The sequence below is a fragment of the Salipiger pentaromativorans genome (genome assembly GCF_024721115.1).
In the GTDB taxonomy this organism is placed as follows: Bacteria; Pseudomonadota; Alphaproteobacteria; order Rhodobacterales; family Rhodobacteraceae; genus Salipiger; species Salipiger pentaromativorans.
The window spans coordinates 91,828-111,548 of sequence record NZ_JAMDHK010000012.1 but is presented as its reverse complement, the minus strand read 5'-3'; the positions used below and the strand labels follow the sequence as shown (position 1 = coordinate 111,548).

The following is a 19,721-nucleotide window of genomic DNA, read 5'->3' as shown; positions in this document are numbered from 1 at the left end:
CATCGGGGAAGGTGGGCAAATTGCCCACCCCTATCTTAGAGCTTGTCGTCGTAATCCGACACCAGCAGATGGAGCGGCGCTTCGTCCTCCTCGACGGTCGAGAACCGGCCGATGTCCATCTCGAAGATATTGTCGGTCAGGTCGTCGTTCACCGTCGAGACCTCGCCAATCAGCACATCGCTGCCCTCGCCCCAGAAGGCGTGCCAGGTGCTGGGGAACAGCGTCACGGATTCGCCCGGATCGAGTTTGAGATGCCCGCCCGGCGGCAGGGTCCGGTCGATGCCGTCGCACATCACCGTCACCGGCCCGTGGCGGTCGATTCCGCCCTCGGGCGTGGCCGCGTGCAGCTCGAGCACCAGCGTGCCGCCACCGCGGTTGATGATGTCCTCGACCTTGAGCGCGTGGCGGTGATTGGGGCTGAGCTGATCGCGGCGCGAGATCATGATCTTTTCCGCGTAAAGCATGGCGCTGCGCTTGCCCAGATCGCCGTTCAGCCCATTGCGGGTGGTGAACAGGAACAGCCCCAGATCGTCGAACCGGCCGGCGCCGTAATCGGTGATGTCCCAGCCCATGCGGCGGCGCTTGATCTCGGCATGATCGGCGGCGCGCAGCGCCTCCGGCGTCCAATAGGCGAAAGGCGGCAGGCAATAGCCATGCGCGCGGATAAAGGCATCGCCTTCGCGGATGATCTCGTTGATACGCGAACGTTTCATTTTGCGCCTCCCGGACGTGTCGGCGCGACCATAGCGGCCCCGGCTGCCGGAGGGTAGAGCCGTGGCGCTCCGGACCGCCCCGCCCTCAATCCGCCTCGAGCTTGAGCCGCAGCTCGCGCAGCACCGGCAGCGCCGCGCGCACCTTTTCCACGCCCAGCTCGCTTACCATCTCGGTGATCACCGGGGTCATCGCCGCCAGCGCCGCCTCGCGCGCGCGCTTGCCGGCCGGGCTGATCGACACCATCTTGCGGCGCGCATCGTCCCAGTCGGGGCGGATATGCACGTATCCGGCCAGTTCGAGCTTGGCCAGCGTGTTGGTCATGGCCCCGCGCGTGACGTGAAAGCTGCGGGCAAGCTGCGCGGGCGAACGTTCGTTCTGCACCCGGGCCAGATGGTTCAGCACCGAGAAATGCGAAATCTCCATCCGGTTCGGCAACACGCGGGTCAACCGGTTCCGCAAAAGCTGATCCGCCGTCAGAAGCTCGCTGAACAGCGAGATGGCAAGCGCATTCTCGGGACTGTTCATGCCGGGCCGGTGAAGCTGCGGTCGTGTTGCAGGGCGGGAATCTGCGCCCGCGCCTTGCGGACCTGCGCCAGATCGAGATCGGCATAGACGATCCCCGGACGGTCGCCGGCATCGGCCAGAACGGCACCCCAGGGCGAGATTGCCAGCGAATGCCCATGGGTCGCGCGCGGTTTGCCGTGGCGGACCGTATGCTGTCCGACCTGACCGGGCGCGAGCACGTAACACCCCGTCTCGATGGCCCGCGCGCGCAGCAGCGGCTCCCAGTGGCCCGGGCCGGTGGCGGGCGAGAAGGCCGCCGGCACGGTGAGAATCTCCGCCCCCGCCTGCGCCAGCGCCCGGTGCAGATAGGGAAAACGCACGTCATAGCAGATCGTCATGCCGACGGCGCCGAAACCGGTCGGCGCGATCACCGCGCGGTCGCCGGGGGCGAACCCCTCGGATTCGCGATAGGTCTCGGTTTCGGTCACCTGCACATCGAACATGTGCAGCTTGTCGTAGCGCGCGACAATGCCGCCATCGGGGCCGATCATGAAGGACCGGTTGGCAAAGCGCGTCTCGGGCGGGTCGGATTTCACCGCCAGCGAGCCGATCAGCAGCCAGACCCCCAGCCGCGCCGCCTCGTCGCGCAGCCCCGCAAGCACCGGATCGCTGTCCTCGGAGGTCAGCACCGCCTGCTGATGGCTGCGGCTGGACGAGACGCAGTTCGTCACCTCCGGCGTCAGCACAAAGCCCGCCCCGTCCGCGGCGGCGGCTTGCATCGCGATCCGCACCGTTTCAAGGTTCTCCGCCGGCGCATCCGACGAGGTGATTTGCAGCAGCGCGGCGCGCATCAGCCGGCCAGAAGCGCGTCGAGCTTGCCCGCGCGTTCCAGCGCATAAAGCTCGTCGCAGCCCCCCACATGGGTCGCGCCGATGAAGATCTGCGGCACCGTGCGCCCGCCATTCGACCGCTGCACCATCTCGGGACGGCGCGAGGGGTCTTCCATCACGTCGATCTCGGTATAGGCGGCACCCTTCGAGGTCAGCAGCCGCTTGGCCGCGTGGCAATAGCCGCAATAGGGCGTGGTGTAGATTTCGATCGGTTGCATCTGCGGTCCCTTCGGGAAGTTCCGGGCATTTGAAGGGATTTAGGCCTCCTTTGCAACGCGCGCCAGTACGCAGACACAAACTTCGCGCGCGCCGCCCGCCAGACAGGCATCCGCCGCCGCCCCCAGGGTCGCGCCCGAGGTCATGACATCATCGACCAGCAGCACCGGCCGGTCGCGGATCAGCGCCGCGCGTTTCGGCGCCACACGGATCGCCGCATCAAGCATCGTGAACCGTTCGTTGCGGGTCTTGCCCTCCAGCGCCGGGGTGTGGCGCGCACGCTCCAGCGCATCGGGGCTCCAGCCGATGCCCAGCCCGGTCGCCAGCCCGCGCGCCAGCAACGCCGACTGGTTGAAGCGCCGCCGCAGATGGCGCCGCAGATGCAGCGGCACCGGCACCGCGATCATCCCCTCGCGCAGCAGGGGCCGCGCCCGCCGCGCCATCCAGCCCGCCGCCGCGCCCGCGATGTCATAGCGGTCGCCATGTTTCAGCATCAGCACCAGCCGGCGCCCGTTGTCGCGGTAGAGCAGCGCCGCGCAGCCCTGCGCCCAAGGGCGCGGCGTCGTCAGGCAGTCGTCGCAGACCTCTGCCTCGTCCGAGGCCCCGGGCAGCGGCACGCCGCAGCAGGTGCAACTCAGCCCGGCCAGAAACGGCGTGTCCCGCCAGCACGGACCGCACAGGCCGAAATCGGTCTCGACCAGCCCGCCGCAGATCAGGCAGCGCGGTGGATAGACAAGGCGCAGCGCCGTTTGCAACCCGGCTCGCAACACTCTAATCAGCCTCCATGTCGACCCCGGCCCCCCTCATTGACCGCACCGCCCTGCTCCGCCATCGCGCGCGCGCCGCAGGCGACCCGGCGCTGTTTCTGCACGAAGCCGCCCGCGACGAGGTGCAGGATCGGCTCATGGTGGTTAACAGAGCCTTTACAACGCCGGCTGTGGTGACGCCTTTTCCGCAGCTCTGGCAGGGTTTTCTGCCCGATGCGCGGATCGTGCCCGACGACGAGGTTCTGGATCTGCGCGACGGCAGCCACGATCTGGTGATCCATGCCATCGCGCTGCACTGGGCCAACGACCCGGTGGGCCAGCTCGTGCAATGCCGCCGGGCGCTGAGGCCGGACGGGCTTTTTCTGGCGCTGTGCTTCGGCGGGCAGACCCTGCACGAGCTGCGCGCGGCGCTAGGACAGGCCGAGATCGAGGTCACCGGCGGGCTGTCGCCCCGGGTGCTGCCGATGGGCGAGATCCGCGATCTGGGCGCGCTGCTGCAACGCGCCGGGCTGGCGCTTCCGGTGGCGGATTCCTTCACCCTGACCGCCAGCTACCCCTCGGCCCTGCACCTGATGCGCGACCTGCGCGCCATGGGCGAGACCAACGCCCTCACCGGCCGGCTACGCCGCCCCACACGGCGCGCGGTGCTGCTGCGCGCGGCGGCGATCTATGCGGCGGAATTCGGCGATGCGCAGGGCCGCGTCCCCGCCTCTTACGAGATCGTCACCCTGACCGGCTGGGCGCCCGACGACAGCCAGCCCAAGCCGCTGCGCCCGGGCTCTGCGGCGCAACGTCTCGCCGATGCGCTGAAGACGCAGGAAACGCCTTTAAAAGATTGAACTCTTCTAAAGAAGCGATACCTAACAAAACCAATCAGGGACCAACCCAGGACAGGACCATGCTCGACGCCACGACCAAGGCCGCGCGCCCAGCGCATGCCCCCGCCGATCACCCCGCCATCGCCGGCCCAAAGGTGGGGGTGCTGCTCGCCAACCTCGGCACGCCCGACCATTATTCCTATTGGCCGATGCGGCGCTATCTGAACGAGTTCCTGTCCGACACCCGCGTCATCGACTATCCGAAATGGAAATGGCAGCCGATCCTTCAGGCGATCATCCTGACCAAGCGGCCCTTCAGCTCGGGCGAGGCCTATAAGTCGATCTGGAACGAGGATCTGAACGAAAGCCCGCTGATGACCATCACCAAGCGGCAGAGCGCCGCCATCGCCGCGCGGATGAATGAGCGCTACGGCGATCAGGTCACGGTGGATTTCTGCATGCGCTACGGCAATCCCTCGACCAAGTCGAAGGTGCAGGAGATGGTCAAGGCCGGCTGCCGCAAGATCCTGTTCTTCCCGCTTTATCCGCAATATGCCGGCGCCACCTCGGCCACCGCGAACGACCAGTTCTTCCGCGCGCTGATGGAAGAGCCCTGGCAACCCACCGCCCGCGTGGTGGACCCCTATTTCGATCAGCCGAAATACATCGAGGCGCTCGCCGCCTCGGTCGAGCGCGGCTATGCCGATCTGGCCGACAAGCCCGACATCCTCGTGGTCAGCTATCACGGGATGCCGAAACGTTATCTGATGCAGGGCGATCCCTATCACTGCCAGTGCCAGAAAACGACGCGCCTGCTGCGCGAACGGCTGGGCTGGGACGAGACGCAGATCACCACGACCTTCCAGTCGGTGTTCGGCCCGGAGGAATGGCTGAAACCCTACACGGTCGAGCATGTGGCCGAGCTGGCGAAGCAGGGGAAGAGGAAGATCGCGGTGATCGCTCCGGCCTTCTCTGCCGACTGCATCGAGACGCTGGAAGAGATCAACGAGGAGATCCGCGAGAGCTTTGAGCACGCGGGCGGTGAGCAGTTCACCTACATCCCCTGCCTGAACGACGATCCCGCGCATGTGGATGCGCTGTCCTCGGTGATCGAGGAGAACCTGGGCGGCTGGCTGGCGTGACGGGCGGCGCCCGGCGTCAGGCGCGCATGGCCTGCGGTTCGGGGCCGGTCTCCGGGCAATAAAAAAGGCGGTGCCGAGGCACCGCCTTTTTCATGTTCTTTGCGACGATCCGGTGGATCAGTCGGCCGAAGCAGCTGCTGCGACGACGGCGATCAGGATCAGCGGGATCAGGATGCCAGCGGACGACGAGCTTTGCTGAGCTTCTTCCACGACCACGACGGGCTCCATGACCACGTCGTCTTTGGCGTAGGAACCGGCCATTGCGGTCGAAGCGGTACCGGCGAGCACAGCGGCGAGTGCGAGTTTCTTCATGTTATCCTCCAGATAATCGCCTGACGTGGTCACAATTCTTCCACGACAAGCACCCAAGACTTACCTCGTGAGTCTGTCTAAGCAGCTATTTCAGAGGAATGCAAACCCAACTTAGCAATCGGTTTTTCCGCGCTGCGCAGATGTCGTCAAATAAGCAACACCTGCGTGCCGACTTGCGCCATGCCGTAAAGTTGCTCGATATGCTCGTTATAAAGACCGATGCATCCGTTCGACGAACGCCGCCCGATTTTGCGCGTGTCGTGGGTGCCGTGAATGCGGTAGTAGGTCCAGCTCAGATGCATCGCACGGGTGCCCAGCGGGTTGTCCGGGCCGGGACCGACATAGTCCGGCCACTCCGGATTGCGGATCTTCATCGACGGCGTCGGACGCCAGTCGGGCGACGGATCCTTGAGCGTGACCCGCGTGCGGCCGCGGCGGGTGAGATCCTCGCTCAGCGGTACCGAGCACGGGTAGAGATGGTAGGTGCCGCCCTCTTCCCAGTAATGCAGCGCGCGCGAGGTGATATCGACCAGGATCGCACCGTTGTTCAGCGAGTTGAAATACGGCTGCCACTCGAGTGTGCGGAAGCTCGAGATATTGCGCCGCACGGCCTGTGACAGATCGCGCTCGATCTCGACCGTTTCCGCCCCGTTTACGTTCTGCGCCAGAGCCGGCGTTCCGATCAGCGCCGCGCCGCCTGCCAGAAAGGCGCGGCGATCAAAACCTTTTTGTGCCATCTTGGTCATGTCCTCGTTGCACAAAGCCCAAAAGCCCCTACGGGGCGGATCATGTTCCTATGTTATGGCCCTAAAGCATCAGTCGCAAATCAAACAGCCCCGAAACGGCCCGCTCACAGCGATGTGCGTTTGATTAGCAACGCCGCACGCGGTAATCGACAAAAAACGAAACAAAAGTAAAAGAGGCAGGACAATGCAAAGACGCGCGTTTCTGATGGTTGCTGCGGCGCTGGTAGCGGCATCCTGCGGCCCATCGACCTCGACACCCGCACTGGGACCCGACGGCAAACCCCTGCCGAGAGCCTACAAGATCAGCCCCGGCACCGCCGCCAAGATCGAGTACCGGATGCTCGATTCGGTGAACGCGCTGCGCCAGGCCAAAGGCGTGCCGCCGCTTGCGCTCAACGCCAAGCTGAATGCCGCCGCCGCCACCCATGCCCGCGACATGTCGGTGCAGAACCGTCCCTGGCACTTCGGTTCGGACGGCTCTTCGCCGATCGACCGGGTGCAGCGCGTGGGCTATACCGGCCGGCTGGTGGGCGAGAACATCTCCGAGACCTACGAGACCGAGCTCGAAACCCTCGCCGCCTGGATGGAGGACGAGCCGACGCGCAACGTGATCCTCGATGCCTCGGCCCGCGATCTGGGCTTTGCCTGGTATCAGGAAGACAACGGCAAGATCTGGTGGACCCTGGTCACCGGCGCGCCTGACATGGCCCCGATCCCGGGCCTTGGCGCAACCGCGGCCCCGTCCTGACGGAGCCGCCCGGCGGCGCGGTCACGGGGCGATGCTGATCGGCGTGCCGTTGCGCACCATGGCATAGATGTCTTCCATCTCGCGATTGGTGACCGCGATGCAGCCCGCGGTCCAGTCGCGCCCGCCCTTGCGGTCCTTCCAGGGACGCCCGTGGATGAAGATGTCACCACCCGGGCTCTTGCCCAGATCCGCGGCAGCCATGCGGTCCACCGGATTGGGATAGGAAATCCCGATGCTCAGGTGATAATTCGAGTTCGGGTTGCGCCGGTCGATGAAATACATCCCCTCCGGCGTCTTGCCGTCGCCCTCGATCTGCTTGTGACCCTCGGGGGCAAAGCCCAGCCCGATGTCATAGCTCTTGAGCACCTCCTGATTGTGCAGGAGATACATCCGCCGCTGACTTTTCTGCACGACGATCTGAGTGACCTCCGGACCGTCGTAACTTTTGAACTTGCTGCACGCCGTGGCGCTGACCGCCACCGTGAGCACGAGAATTACCCTGAGAAACCGCATCTGTCCGCTCGTTGTTTTTTGTGACCTATACCGCAAAACGGGTCTTCGGAACAGATCTGCGATGCGCTTGCGGCGACCCGTTCACCGATCCGTGAGCGTCAGGCTTGCCACCAGCTCCACATGGGTCGACCAGCGGAACTGATCGACCACGCGCAACCAGTCGAGCGTGTAACCCGCCAGATCAAGCGCCGCCGCATCGCGTGCAAAGGTGACCGGGTTGCACGACACATAGGCGATGCGCGGAATGCCGGCGCGGGCCAGCTCGGCCACCTGCGCCTCGGCGCCCGCGCGCGGCGGGTCGATCACGGCGGCATCGAAGCGTTTCAGCTCGTCGGGCAGCAGCGGGTTGCGGAAGAGGTCGCGCGCCTCATGCGTCACATGGCGCAGCCCTTCGGCCATGCGCCAGCCCTTGTCCAGCGCCGCCATCATCGCCCTGTCGCCCTCGACCGCATGCACCCGCGCGGTTTCCGCCAGCGGCAGCGCAAAGGTGCCGCAGCCAGCGAAAAGATCGACCACATGCGCCGCATCGCCGGTGATCTCGCGCACGCCGGACAGCAGCGCCGCCTCGCCCTCGGGCGTGGCCTGAAGGAAAGCGCCGGGCGGCGGCACCACCTCGGCGCGGCCCATGCGCTGGGTCGGCGGACGGCGGGTCAGCGCCACCTCGTCGCCCCAGGCGATGCGCGCCACATCATGGGCGCGGGCGAGATCCGCCAGATCCGATTGCAGCGCCGGATCGAGCGGCTTGCCCCCGGTGACCGCAAGATCCAGCCCCATGAGACTCACCGTGACCAGCACCGACAGCGCGCCCTTGCGGCTGGCCCCCAGCACCGCCAGCTCCTCGACCAGCGGCAACGCGGCGGCGAGTTTCGGATCGACCAGCAGACAATCGGGCACCGGAACGATCACGTCCGAGCCCTTCATGTGGAACCCCGCCAGCGCCCCCTTCTTGGTCCGCCGCACGGAAAAGGCGGCGCGGCGGCGGCTTTGCGGCTTCGAGGTGGAACAGGGTCGAAATTCGGTCTCCAGCCCGTGCGCCGCCAGGGCCTGCCGCACAACATCCTGCTTCCAGCCCGCGACAAAATCGTCGCGCGCGTGCTGCAACTGGCAACCGCCACAGCCTTTCGCATGACGGCAGGGCGCGCGCACCCGCATTTCCGACGGCGTGAGAATGCGCGCGTCGCGCATCACCCCGCCGTCGATCTCGCCCTCTACCAGCTCGCCCGGAAGCGCCCCCGGCACAAAGACCGGCCCCGGCGCGATGCCGTCACCCTGATGCCCCAGCCGTTCGATCGTGACCTGTTCCATGCGCAGCCTCATGCCCCGAAACAAGCGCCGCGTCGAGCCCCGCCAGAAAGCGCCGCACCGCACGCGGCGAGCGCAAATGATGAACCGCCACCTCCGGCCCCGCCTGCCCGATCAGCGCGCGGTTCTTCTCCGCCCCCGTCCGGCGCGTGTCCCAGATCCATTTCCAGAACGCGGGATCGAAGCGCTCGGGGCAATTCTCCGGCAAATCGGGCCGGCTGCGCCCGTATTGGCCCAGCGTGCGCCGGAACACCCGCCAGGCGCGCAGCCACAGCGGCAGGTCGAGCACGATGAGCGTATCGGCGCGCGACAGGCGGTGCGGATAGTTTTCCGACAGCCCGCCCTCAAAGATCCAGGCGGCGCCCAACTCGACCTCGCGCGCCATCGCCAGTTTTTCCGCGCGGGGCCGCTCGACCCAACCCGGCAACCAGTGGATCATGTCCACATGCACCACCGGCAACCCAGTCCGGGCGCCCAGCTGCCGCGCCAGCGTGGATTTGCCCGCGCCGGGCTGACCCACGATCATGACGCGCTTCACTCGGCGGCCTCCTCCTCGGGGTTCACGAACCCGCCCGACTGCCGGTTCCAGTAGCGCGCATAAAGCCCGCCCTCCGCCAGAAGCGCGTCGTGGGTGCCCTGCTCGGCGATATGGCCCCGGTCGAGCACGATGATCCGGTCCATCTCGGAAAGGGTGGACAGCCGGTGCGCGATGGCCAGAACCGTCTTGCCCTCCATCACCCGCTCCAGCGCCGACTGGATCGAGGCTTCCACCTCGGAATCGAGCGCCGAGGTCGCCTCGTCCAGCACCAGAATCGGCGCATCCTTGAGGATCGCGCGCGCCAGCGCGATCCGCTGCCGCTGCCCGCCCGACAGCTTCACGCCGCGTTCGCCCAGATGCGCGTCGTACCCTTCGCGCCCCATATGATCCCTCAGCGTCAGGATGAACTCATGCGCCTCGGCCTTTTTCGCCGCCGCAATCACGTCGTCCATCGAGGCTCCGGGGCGACCGTAACGGATATTGTCCAGCGCCGAGCGGTTGAACATGGCGGTTTCCTGCGTGACCATGCCGATCTGCCGCCGAAGGCTTTCCTGCGTCACCTCCGACACGTTCTGCCCGTCGATGAAAATCCCGCCCTTTTCGGCGTCATAGAGCCGCAGCAGCAGCGCCACCATGGTGGATTTCCCGGCGCCCGAGGCACCCACCACACCGACTTTCTCGCCCGGTTTGATGTCGAGTGCGATATGCTCGACCCCGCCGCTTTCGCGGCCATAGGCGAAACCCACCTCGCGGAACTCGATCCGGCCCGCCGTCACCTCGAGCGGCGCCGCGCCCGGCGCGTCGAGCAGCGTATGCGCCGGCGTGATCGTGCGGATGCCGTCCTCGATCTCGCCGACATTGGCGTAGATCCCCATCAGCGTGAAACTCACCCAGCCAGTCATCTGCGACAGCCGCAGCGCCACCGCGCCGGTGGCAGCGATGTCGCCCGCCGATACAAAGCCCTGCGACCAGAAGAACAGCGCGCTGCCGATCATCACCACCGGCAGCGTCCCCGCCAGAGACATCAGCCAGAAACGGAAGGTCGCCGCCACATGGCCGAAGGCGATGAACCGGTCGCGATAGGTCGACATCGCGCCCAGCGCCGCCTGATCCTCGAAATCGTCATGGGCAAACAGCTTGACCGTCTTGATATTGGTCACCGTATCCACAAGCTGACCGGTCACCATCGCCCGCGCCGCCGCCCGCGCCTGCGAGCGCACGCGGATCTTGGGCATGAACACGCGGATCAGCAGCCCGTAGGCGATGATCCACAGCACCAGCCCGATGGCGATCCGCCAATCGACCGAGCCCACCAGCCACACCGACCCGATGACCGAGGCCAGCGCGAACAGCATCGCCTGCACCACCTCCGAGATCACATCGTTCAGTGCCCGCGCGGTCTGCATCTCCTTCTGCGAGATCCGTCCCGCGAAATCGTTGTCGAAGAAGGTGACGGAATGGCCCAGCGTATAGCGGTGCACGCGGCTCAGGATCAGGTTGAAGACGTTGGGCTGCATCATCACCGATTGCGTATAGGCCGAAAGCCCCAGAATCGCCGGCCGCAGCAGCATGAAGAAGCCCAGGCACAGCAGCAGGAACAGCCCGTGCTCGGCAAAGATCGTCGCGGGCGAGCCCGACAGCGCCCGGTCGATCACGTCACCCAGAAGTTTCGCGGTCAGAACCTCGGTCACCCCGCCCAGCACCGAAAACAGCGCCGCGGGCAGCAGCACCGGCCAGGCGCCGCGCAGCGCCCAGAGCGTGAAACGCCCCAGGGTCCGGGGCGGTGGCGTATGCGCGCGGGAAAAAGGGTCGATAAGATCGGATAAGGTCATTCCGCTGCCTGTGTGTCGGGATCGAGAAAGCCGCCGGACTGGCGGGCCCAGAACCCGGCATATAGGCCGGACTGCGCCAAAAGCACGTCATGGCTGCCTTGCTCGACAATGCGTCCGCGATCCAGCACGAGGATCCGGTCCATCTGCGCGATGGTCGACAGGCGGTGCGCGATGGCGATCACCGTCTTGCCCTCCATCATGCCGTAAAGCGTGTCCTGGATCGCCGCCTCGACCTCGGAATCCAGCGCCGAGGTCGCCTCGTCGAGCAGCAGCACCGGCGCATCCTTGAGGATCACCCGCGCCAGCGCGATCCGCTGCCGCTGCCCGCCCGAGAGCTTTACCCCGCGTTCGCCCACATGGGCATCGTAGCCACTGCGCCCCTCGGGGTCCCGTAGCCCGAGAATGAATTCATGCGCCTGTGCCTGTTTCGCGGCGGCGATCACCTCGGCCTCGCTGGCATCGGGGCTGCCGTAGAGCAGGTTGTCGCGCACCGAGCGGTGCAGCAGTGCGCTGTCCTGCTGCACCATGCCGATCTCGCGCCGCAGACTGTCCTGGGTGACCGTCGCGATGTTCTGCCCGTCGATCAGGATGCGCCCTTGCTCGGCATCGTAAAACCGCAAAAGCAGCTTCACGAGGGTCGATTTCCCCGCGCCCGAGCGCCCCACAAGCCCGATCTTCTCGCCCGGCGCGATGGTCAGGGAAATATCGTCGAGCCCGCCGCTGTCGCGCCCGTAGTGATGGCTGAGATGGTCGAGCACGATCTCGCCCTTTTCAAGCATCAGCGGCTTTGCCTCCGGCGCATCCACCAGCGCGATGGGCTGGGCGATGGTCTGCATCCCCTCGGCCACCACGCCAAGCTGCCGGAAGAAGGTGGTCAGCGCCCACATGATCCAGCCGGTCATGGCATTGAGCCGCAAGGTCAGCGCCGTGGCCGCCGCCACCACACCGACACTGGCGCTGCCCTGCATCCAGAGCAGCAGCGCCCAGCCCACAACACCCACGATCAGCAGACCGTTCAGCGTGACCAGCGCCACGTCCATCAGCGTAAAGAGCCGCATTTCCGCCTGAACCGTCTCGCGCGTGCGGTCGATGGCCTCTCTGGCGTAATCCAGCTCCTGCGCGTCCTGCGCGAACATCTTCACCGAGTGGATATTGGTATAGGCATCCACCACCCGCCCGTTGACGAGGCTGCGCGCATCCGACGCCGCCTTGGAGGCGGCGCCCACGCGCCGGATCGTCCAGCGCATCAGCCAGCCGTAAAGCCCCAGCCACAGGATCAGCGGGATCATCAGCCGCGGGTCCGCATCGCCCAGCATCACCGCGGCGCCGACCACATAGGCCAGCGCAAAGGCGATGGCGTCAAAGACATGGAACACCGCCTCGCCCGCCGCCGGGGGCGTCTGCATGATGCGATTGGCGATGCGGCCGGCGAAATCGTTCTCGAACCAGCCGACGGACTGGCGCAGCACCTGCGCATGCGCCCGCCAGCGGATCAGCGTGCCGAAATTCGGCATGATCGCATTGTTGAGCACCAGCACATCCAGCGCCTGCAACAGTGGGCGCAGCAACAGGACGAACAGCGCCAGCGCGATCAGCGTGGCGCCATGCGCCTCCCAGACCTGCGCCGGATCGCCCGCGAGGATGTCGACCACCCATCCCATGGCCCAGATCAGCCCGATCTCGACCAGCGCCACGACCACCGACAGCAGACCGGCCCAGACGAACAGGCGGCGGAAGGGCCGCGCATAGTCCATCAGGAACGGCAATAGCCGCGTCGGCGGATGATCCGTCGGCGGGTAAGGGGTGTAAGGGTCCACCAGGTTTTCGAAAAAGCGGAACATCGGGGCGAAATCCTCGGGGTGAGGGGGCAGTCTCACCGATTTCTTACAGGAAGACCATGACGGAAAAACTGCCCAGCGCCACGGCCATGATCCGGGTGAAGATCCGCCAGGCCGCCGGGGTGGTCAGCAGGTAGGTGAGCAACGCCCCGGCGCTGATCCACAACAGGCAGACCCCCAGATTGAGCCCCGAAAAACTCAAGCCCAGCCGCACCGCCTCGGCCCAGGGGCCGCCATCGCCGGGATAGGCCGAGGCGGCGGCCAGCTCCACCGCCCAGACCTTGGGATTCACCCATTGAAACAGCACCGCCTCGCCAAAGCGCATGGGCCGGTCGCGCTCGGCCCTGCCCCGGCGCCGCTCTGCGGTCCAGAGGCCCCAGGCCATGTAAAGCATCCACAGGCTCGCCGCGCATTTGAGCGCCAGCTCCAGCGCGGGCAGCCGTTGCAGCAGGGCAGCGATGCCGAGCCCGGTCAGCGCCGCGGTGAGGCCCACCCCCAGCACGACGCCGAAGACATGCGGCAGCGTGGGCCGGATGCCGAAACGCGCGCCCGAGGCGGTAAGCAAAATGACATTCGGCCCCGGCGAGAACAGGCCCAGAAAGACGAAACCGTAAAACGGATCGACGGTCATGCCAGCAGGTCGGCCCGGCTCAGCGTGAACCCCGAGGCGATCCAGCGCGCCTCCAGCGCCCGGAGCGCATCGCCCAGCGCTGCGCCCTGGAGCCCCGGCATCAGATCGCGCGGCCGGACCGGGAACACCGCCGCCGTCCCTTTCGCGATCTCGTCGGCCGTGTCCGGCGGCACCGGTTGTTCGAGGCTGGCCGCGCGCAGGGCGGCAATGTCCCAGGCCATCGCGGCACCGTGGCGATAGGCTGTCTCGGCCGGCCCTGCCAAATGGGAAATCAGGCTCTGATACGCCTCGAGTTGCCGTTGCCGCGCCTTCGAGAACCGCAGGGCGCGCCCGTCGAACACCCCCAGAACCGCCAGCCGGCGCATCGGGTCCGGTGCAAGGCCCAGCGCCTCTTCGATGGCGACCAGCGGCGCCAGCGACCGCGCGCTCGCTCCGGGCAGCACCCGGGCCAGCACCCCCACCTGCTCCATCACCGCGATCGAGGGCGCTGGATCGGGGGCGGAAAGCAGCCGCGCCAGTTCCTGCCCGACCCGCTCGGCCGAGAGGCTGGCCAGCCCGTCGAGATTGGCGGCAATCCCGGCAAGCGCTTCGGGATCGACGCCCATTTCGGGATCGCCATACCAGGCGGAGAAGCGGAAGAAACGCAGGATGCGGAGATAGTCCTCGCGGATACGCTCGCCCGCATCGCGAATGAACCGCACCCGCCGCGCCTCGAGGTCGGGCAACCCGCCCAGCGGGTCGAGCACCAACCCGCGCGCATCGGCATAAAGGGCGTTCATGGTGAAATCCCGCCGCATCGCGTCCTCGGCAATGTCGTCGGAATAGCGCACCACCGCCCGGCGCCCATCGGTTTCGACATCGGCGCGGAAGGTGGTCACCTCATGCCCGATGCCCTCCGCGACCACCGTCACCGTGCCATGGTCAATGCCCGTGGGCACGGGTTTCAGCCCCGCCGCTTCGGCCAGCGCCACCACCCGCTCGGGGCGCGCATCGGTGGCGATGTCCACATCGGCGACCGGCACCCCCATCAGCGCGTTGCGCACGCAACCGCCGACCACATAGGCCACATGCCCCGCCGCCTCGAGCATGGCCAGCACCTCCTGCGTGGAATCGCAGGTCAGCCAGTCTCCGGTGACCTCTGTCACGAGGCCATCCGGTCGGCGAGCGCCCGCAGCATCCGCGCCGTGGCGCCCCAGATGTAATAGGGTCCGAACGGCACGGTGTAATAGAGCCGCCACTGGCCGCGCCAGCGCCGCCGCTGCACGCTGAACCGCGCCGGATCGGTCACATGGGCAAAGGGCACGCGAAAGATCTCGGCCACCTCTCCGGGTTCGGGAACCGGAGTGAAATCGTCTCTGACAAGGCCCAGAACCGGTGTCACGAGGAACCCCGTCACCGTTTCATGCGGCGGCATCGTGCCCAGCAGCTCGACGGTCTCGGAAGGCAGCCCAACCTCTTCGTGCGCCTCGCGCAGGGCCGCGCCCGTGGGCCCGTCGTCGCCGGGGTCGACCTTGCCGCCGGGAAAGGCGATCTGTCCCGGATGATGCTTGAGCTTCGAGGAGCGCTTCGTCAGCAGCAGTTCCAGCCCGTCCCGCCCCGGCAGAAACGCCGCAAGCACGCCTGCGGGGCGCAGCTTGCGGGTCTCGGGCAGTACGGTTTCGGGGTTCAGATCGAAATCCGACGACGGCGCGCTGTCCGCCGCCATCGCCCGGCGCAGCGCCGCGATCTGATCCCCGCTGACGCTCACTTCTTCGCCTCGAACCCCACGGTCTCGGGGTCGAGCTCGTAATGGGCGCCGCAGAACTGACAATCGGCGGTCACCAGACCCTCGGGCGTGGTCATCTTCTGGATGTCCTTCGCCGAGTAGATCGACAGCGACTGCCGCACGCGGTCTTCCGAGCAGGTGCAGCCGAAGCGCACCGGCTGGGCATCGAAGACCCGCGGCTGTTCCTCGTGAAACAGCCGGACCAGCAGGTCGGTGGGCGGCAGATCGGGCCCGATCAGCTCGAGCTCGTCCACCGTATCGACGTGGAAATTCACCCGCCGCCAGTTCTCTTCCTCGTCGCCATGCACCAGATCCTCGGCGCGCAGCAGCCCACCGTCGCCCGAACCGCCGCCCTGCGCAAAGGGCGAAGCCTTAGGCATCGACTGGATCATTAGCCCGCCGGCGCGCCATTCGCCGCTGCCGTCGGCGTTCATCACCTTGCCGTAGTTCAGCGCGAACCGGGTGGGAATCTGTTCGGACTGGGCGAAATAGGCCTCCGCACAGGCGGCCAGCGAGCCGCCGGCCAGCGGTGTGATCCCCTGATAAGGGGTCGTGCCCTTGCCCTGGTCGATCAGGATCGCGAAATAGCCGCCCTCGAGCTGTCCGAAGGCCGGGGCAGAGGTCACCTTGGATGCGTCGAAACTGGCATAGGCGCGGATACGGGCCGGCTGGCCCTCTTTCTCGGGAGCGAAATAATCGGTGGCGATCATCCGCAGCGCACCGCGCGTCTGCACTTGCAGCGACAGTTTCCAGCGCAGCTTGACGGTCTGCCCGATCAGCGCGGTGAGCAGCGCCATCTCGGCCACCAGCGCCTCGACCGGTTCGGGGTAGTCGTGCTGACTGAGGATTCCGTTCAACGCCCCGTCGAGCCGCGCCACCCGGCCACGGATGTCGGAAAGGTCGAGCTGAAACGGGAGGACGGTATCGTCCCAGGCGAGTTTGCTGCCGATGGTCATGGGGTTTCCTTATCTGCCGCGCGTTGGCATACCGGCAGCATATAGAGCAGGACACGGCGGGAACCAAGGGGACCGGTATGATCGCACGCTACGGAGAACCGCCCGAGGCCGGGCGCCGCTACAGGCTGCGTCCCGGAGCCTATGCCATCCTGCCGCGCGGCGGCGCGCTGCTGCTGACGCATCAGGACGAGCCCTGGCCCGAGTTCCAGCTTCCCGGCGGCGGCATCGACCCGGGCGAATCGCCCACCGCCGCGCTGCATCGCGAGGTCTATGAGGAAACCGGCTGGCACATCGCCCGACCGCGCCGGCTGGGCGCATTCCGGCGCTTCACCTACATGCCCGAATACGATCTCTGGGCCGAAAAGCTCTGCGTCATCTACCGCGCCGAGCCGGTCTATCCGCGGGGCGCGCCCATAGAGCCGGGGCATAGTGCGCATTGGGTCGCGCCGGACATCGCCGCCGAGCTGCTGGGCAACCCCGGCGACCGTGCTTTCGTGGCGCGCCACGCGGTCTGAGCCCCTCAGCCCTGCACCCCGTCGAATTCCACCAGCGCGGCAGAGACATCGTCTTCGAGACTGGTGCCCGCGCGGGTGATCTGGCTGAGCCGCCAGTAAAGATCGTCGAGAAACTCCGTCCCGCGCGCCGCGCCGCATTGGACGACCAGCTTGCGCAGCCCCTCTTGGTCGAGCATGCGGCCGTCCTTCAGCACCGCCTCGGTGAAGCCGTCGGAATAAAGCAGCAGCCGGTCGCCCGGACCGAGCGTCAGCCGGATTTGCTCGTAAGACACGTCACCCACCAGACCGACGGGCAAACCGCCCTTGCCGATGAATTGTGTCTCTCCACCGGCGCGAATCAGCAATGGCGGCGGGTGGCCCGCCTGCACCAGCCGCACCTGCCCGGTGCCGAGATCGAGCGTGAGATAAGCCATTGTAAGGTACTCTAATACCCCAGGATCGGCGGACAGCCGGCGGTTCAGCCGGTCGGCCACCTCTTCGGGCGGGTAGAAGCCGAGCAGCCGGTCGCCACGCCGCTCGAGCGCGATGTTCTGATCGGGAAAATCCGCGCCCAGATAGCCCGCCACCCGCGCCGTCATCAGCGCCGAAGTGATGCCATGGCCCGAAACGTCGATGCTGTAGACGCCGACCCCGGCGCTGTTCGGGCTGAACATGCCGACCAGATCGCCGCCCACATGCCCGCAGGGTTTCAGCAGCAGGCTGACCCGGGCGGCGCCGAAATCGCGGCTGCGCTGGGGCACCAGCGCCTCTTGAATCGTGCGCGCCTGGCGCAGATCGCGGTCGATCGCGTCATAGGCGGCGCGCAGCCGGTCCAGCGTCTCGGTCAATTGCCGCTCCATCGACAGGATGCGCGCGCCCGCGTTGATCCGCGCGCGCAGCTCGTCGGCATTGACCGGCTTGGTGAGGAAATCGTCGGCCCCCGCATCCAGCCCGCGCGCGATCTCGCCCTTCTCGCTCTTCGAGGTGAGCAGGATGAAATAGCCATAGCTCTCGCGCGTCAGCGCGCGGAACCGCCGGCAGAATTCCAGCCCGTCCATCCCCGGCATCATCCAGTCGGACAGCACCGCATCGGGCACCACCTCTTTGCAGAGCGCCAGCGCCTCCTCGCCGCTTTCCGCCTGCCAGACCTCGACCCCCCAGCGCCGCAGCAGCGCGGTCAGGATCTTGAGTTGAACGGGGCTGTCATCCACCACGAGCACGCGCTGGACAAAAGCCGCGGACGGCGACGCGGCAGGCGTATCCACGGATTTCGGAAGCAAGCGGACTCCAGACAGAGGGACGATCTACCGGAGGGTTTAGCGGATGCTCTGTTAACGCCGCCTTTAGTCTAAAACTGTCGCCGTCTCGCGTGGCCGGAAAGACAATCTTCACCTTTGCGCCCTAGTCCTGAAAACAGGAGGTACGCCATGATCGACTGGACGCGTGTCGCCGAACTGCGCGACGAGATCGGGATCGAAGATTTCGACGAGGTCGTGGACCTGTTCCTGCAAGAGGTCGCAACAACGCTGGCCACCCTGCCCGGGCTTGCCGGCCAGCCCGCCGAGATCGAGGCCGGTCTGCATTTTCTCAAGGGCAGCGCGCTGAACCTGGGCTTTGAAAGCCTCGCGCAGCTTTGCCAGAGGGGCGAAGATGCCGCGCGCCGGGGCATGGCGGGCAGTGTCGATCTCGACGGGGTTGTACGGTCTTACGAACAAAGCCGCGCGGAATTCCTGCGCGACTTGCCGGCCCGGCTCGCCGCCTGAGCGCTCAGATCAGGAACTGCGCCAGAACCTCGTCATCGGTGATGTCGCGATAGGTATAGCCGTGGCTGTCGAGCCGGGCATAAAGCGCATCGAAATTCGCCGGATCCGAGGTTTCGATCCCCAGCAGGACCGACCCGAAGTTGCGCGCGGATTTCTTGAGATACTCGAAACGGGTGATGTCTTCCTCTGGGCCGAGGAAACTCAGGAAATCCTTCAGCGCGCCGGGGCGCTGCGGCAGCCGCAGGATGAAATATTTCTTCACCCCCGAATAGCGCTGCGCGCGTTCCTTGACCTCGGGCAGCCGCTCGAAATCGAAATTCCCGCCCGAGGTGACGCAGACCACCGTGCGGCCGCGAATCGACTGGCCCAGATCCTTGAGCGCATCGACCGACAGCGCCCCCGCCGGTTCCAGCACGATCCCCTCGACATTCAGCATCTCGAGCATGGTGGTGCAGAGCCGGTCCTCGCTGATGGCCAGCGTGTTCGCCAGCCCCACGCCCTTCAGCCGCTCGAAGGTCTGCGCCCCGATCCGTGCCACCGCCGCGCCATCGGCAAAGGTGTTCACGCTGTCCAGCGTCACCGGCCGCCCCGCCGCCAGCGCCGCCCGCAGACAGGCGCCACCCGCAGGCTCCACAAAGGTATACTGGCAGTCGTTGCCGAAATAGCTGAGCATCCCCGAACCGAGCCCGCCGCCGCCCACCGGGATCACCACATGATCCGGGGCGCGGCCAAGCTGTGTCTCGATCTCGACGGCCACGCTGGCCTGTCCCTCGATCACGTCCTCATCGTCGAAGGGCGACAGGAAATGCCCGCCCTTCTCCGCGCAAAACCCCTGCGCCGCAGCCAGCGTGTCGTCGAAATAATCGCCGGTCAGTACGATCTCGACCGCATCGCCGCCGAACATCCGGGTTTTCTGGATCTTCTGGTCGGGCGTCGTCACCGGCATGAAGATCACGCCGCGCTTGCCGAAATGCCGGCACATATAGGCCACGCCCTGGGCGTGGTTGCCGGCGCTGGCGCAGACGAAAAGCTCGGCCTCGGGGCGCTTGCGCATGGCATTGAACGCGCCGCGCAGCTTGTAGCTGCGCACCGGGCTCAGATCCTCGCGCTTGAGCCAGACATCCGCGCCGAAGCGGTCGCTCAGATGGGCGTTGCGCAAGAGCGGTGTCTCGGGGAAAACCGCGCGCATCGCCACCGCAGCGGCGCGGGCCTTGTCATGAAAACTGTCCATC

23 protein-coding genes are annotated in these 19,721 nt (G+C 66.6%); 5 read left to right on the top strand and 18 right to left on the bottom strand.

What is annotated here, in order from left to right; translation table 11 throughout:
• Positions 1–35 precede the first annotated feature (35 nt).
• The 5 genes from M4578_RS17245 to M4578_RS17225 all read right to left on the bottom strand — a co-directional run bounded on the left by M4578_RS17245 (position 36) and on the right by M4578_RS17225 (position 3,094).
• Positions 36–713: a D-lyxose/D-mannose family sugar isomerase gene (locus M4578_RS17245; protein WP_258094537.1), complete on the bottom strand. Its 678-nt coding sequence runs from the start codon at positions 711–713 to the stop codon at positions 36–38.
• 85 nt (positions 714–798) lie between these two features.
• Positions 799–1,239 carry a MarR family winged helix-turn-helix transcriptional regulator gene (locus M4578_RS17240; protein WP_258094536.1) on the bottom strand — a complete coding sequence of 147 codons (441 nt, stop codon included), beginning with the start codon at positions 1,237–1,239 and terminating at the stop codon, positions 799–801.
• Complete coding sequence (locus M4578_RS17235; protein WP_258094535.1) at positions 1,236–2,069, bottom strand: carbon-nitrogen hydrolase family protein; 834 nt, start codon at positions 2,067–2,069, stop codon at positions 1,236–1,238. Before M4578_RS17235 ends, M4578_RS17240 begins: the two co-directional genes overlap by 4 nt.
• Positions 2,069–2,326: a glutaredoxin 3 gene (grxC, locus tag M4578_RS17230; protein WP_258094534.1), complete on the bottom strand. Its 258-nt coding sequence runs from the start codon at positions 2,324–2,326 to the stop codon at positions 2,069–2,071. The genes M4578_RS17235 and grxC overlap by 1 nt, the downstream gene beginning before the upstream one ends.
• Positions 2,327–2,365: 39 nt before the next feature.
• Positions 2,366–3,094, bottom strand: coding sequence for a ComF family protein (locus M4578_RS17225; RefSeq protein ID WP_258094533.1), 729 nt, complete (start codon positions 3,092–3,094; stop codon positions 2,366–2,368).
• A gap of 14 nt (positions 3,095–3,108) precedes the next feature.
• Here M4578_RS17225 and M4578_RS17220 point away from each other — a divergent pair, with 14 nt between their 5' ends.
• Positions 3,109–3,930 carry a methyltransferase domain-containing protein gene (locus tag M4578_RS17220; protein ID WP_258094532.1) on the top strand — a complete coding sequence of 274 codons (822 nt, stop codon included), beginning with the start codon at positions 3,109–3,111 and terminating at the stop codon, positions 3,928–3,930.
• A gap of 59 nt (positions 3,931–3,989) precedes the next feature.
• Positions 3,990–5,051, top strand: a complete 1,062-nt coding sequence (gene hemH / locus M4578_RS17215) for a ferrochelatase (RefSeq protein WP_258094531.1) — start codon at positions 3,990–3,992, stop codon at positions 5,049–5,051.
• A gap of 117 nt (positions 5,052–5,168) precedes the next feature.
• Here the strand turns inward: hemH and M4578_RS17210 are convergent, their stop codons facing one another.
• A complete protein-coding gene (locus M4578_RS17210) occupies positions 5,169–5,363 on the bottom strand; it encodes a ferrochelatase (RefSeq protein ID WP_258094530.1) in 195 nt (64 codons plus the stop codon).
• A gap of 146 nt (positions 5,364–5,509) precedes the next feature.
• Positions 5,510–6,100: a L,D-transpeptidase gene (locus M4578_RS17205; protein ID WP_258094529.1), complete on the bottom strand. Its 591-nt coding sequence runs from the start codon at positions 6,098–6,100 to the stop codon at positions 5,510–5,512.
• 193 nt (positions 6,101–6,293) lie between these two features.
• On the opposite strand from M4578_RS17205, the gene dalA reads away from it, so the two are divergent.
• Positions 6,294–6,857, top strand: a complete 564-nt coding sequence (gene dalA / locus M4578_RS17200) for a divisome-associated lipoprotein DalA (RefSeq protein ID WP_258094528.1) — start codon at positions 6,294–6,296, stop codon at positions 6,855–6,857.
• Between the two features lie 21 nt (positions 6,858–6,878).
• On the opposite strand, the gene M4578_RS17195 is transcribed toward dalA, so the two are convergent.
• The 9 genes from M4578_RS17195 to hslO all read right to left on the bottom strand — a co-directional run bounded on the left by M4578_RS17195 (position 6,879) and on the right by hslO (position 16,232).
• On the bottom strand, positions 6,879–7,370 hold the full coding sequence (locus M4578_RS17195) for a L,D-transpeptidase family protein (RefSeq protein WP_258094527.1): 492 nt from the start codon (positions 7,368–7,370) through the stop codon (positions 6,879–6,881).
• Positions 7,371–7,451: 81 nt separating this feature from the next.
• On the bottom strand, positions 7,452–8,675 hold the full coding sequence (locus M4578_RS17190) for a class I SAM-dependent RNA methyltransferase (protein ID WP_258094526.1): 1,224 nt from the start codon (positions 8,673–8,675) through the stop codon (positions 7,452–7,454).
• The gene (locus M4578_RS17185) at positions 8,635–9,210 is read right to left on the bottom strand and encodes a P-loop NTPase family protein (RefSeq protein WP_258094525.1); all 576 of its coding nucleotides are present in this window, start codon (positions 9,208–9,210) and stop codon (positions 8,635–8,637) included. Before M4578_RS17185 ends, M4578_RS17190 begins: the two co-directional genes overlap by 41 nt.
• A complete protein-coding gene (locus tag M4578_RS17180; protein ID WP_258094524.1) occupies positions 9,207–11,042 on the bottom strand; it encodes an ABC transporter ATP-binding protein in 1,836 nt (611 codons plus the stop codon). Before M4578_RS17180 ends, M4578_RS17185 begins: the two co-directional genes overlap by 4 nt.
• Positions 11,039–12,883 (bottom strand): ABC transporter ATP-binding protein, encoded by a 1,845-nt coding sequence (locus tag M4578_RS17175; protein WP_258094523.1) that lies wholly within the window; start codon positions 12,881–12,883, stop codon positions 11,039–11,041. Before M4578_RS17175 ends, M4578_RS17180 begins: the two co-directional genes overlap by 4 nt.
• Positions 12,884–12,926: 43 nt before the next feature.
• Positions 12,927–13,511, bottom strand: a complete 585-nt coding sequence (locus M4578_RS17170) for a LysE family translocator (protein WP_258094522.1) — start codon at positions 13,509–13,511, stop codon at positions 12,927–12,929.
• Complete coding sequence (locus M4578_RS17165) at positions 13,508–14,656, bottom strand: CCA tRNA nucleotidyltransferase (RefSeq protein WP_258094521.1); 1,149 nt, start codon at positions 14,654–14,656, stop codon at positions 13,508–13,510. Before M4578_RS17165 ends, M4578_RS17170 begins: the two co-directional genes overlap by 4 nt.
• The gene (locus M4578_RS17160) at positions 14,653–15,216 is read right to left on the bottom strand and encodes a CoA pyrophosphatase (protein WP_258094586.1); all 564 of its coding nucleotides are present in this window, start codon (positions 15,214–15,216) and stop codon (positions 14,653–14,655) included. Before M4578_RS17160 ends, M4578_RS17165 begins: the two co-directional genes overlap by 4 nt.
• A gap of 38 nt (positions 15,217–15,254) precedes the next feature.
• Entirely contained in the window at positions 15,255–16,232 is a 978-nt protein-coding gene (gene hslO / locus M4578_RS17155) for an Hsp33 family molecular chaperone HslO (protein WP_258094520.1), read from the bottom strand.
• Positions 16,233–16,309: 77 nt separating this feature from the next.
• Between hslO and M4578_RS17150 the strand changes: the two genes are divergently transcribed.
• Entirely contained in the window at positions 16,310–16,747 is a 438-nt protein-coding gene (locus M4578_RS17150) for an NUDIX hydrolase (RefSeq protein ID WP_258094519.1), read from the top strand.
• 5 nt (positions 16,748–16,752) lie between these two features.
• Here M4578_RS17150 and M4578_RS17145 read toward each other — a convergent pair whose 3' ends face one another.
• A complete protein-coding gene (locus tag M4578_RS17145) occupies positions 16,753–18,006 on the bottom strand; it encodes a PP2C family protein-serine/threonine phosphatase (protein ID WP_258094518.1) in 1,254 nt (417 codons plus the stop codon).
• 147 nt (positions 18,007–18,153) lie between these two features.
• Here M4578_RS17145 and M4578_RS17140 point away from each other — a divergent pair, with 147 nt between their 5' ends.
• A complete protein-coding gene (locus M4578_RS17140; protein ID WP_258094517.1) occupies positions 18,154–18,489 on the top strand; it encodes an Hpt domain-containing protein in 336 nt (111 codons plus the stop codon).
• Positions 18,490–18,493: 4 nt separating this feature from the next.
• On the opposite strand, the gene ilvA is transcribed toward M4578_RS17140, so the two are convergent.
• Complete coding sequence (gene ilvA / locus M4578_RS17135; RefSeq protein WP_258094585.1) at positions 18,494–19,720, bottom strand: threonine ammonia-lyase IlvA; 1,227 nt, start codon at positions 19,718–19,720, stop codon at positions 18,494–18,496.
• Position 19,721 lies beyond the last annotated feature (1 nt).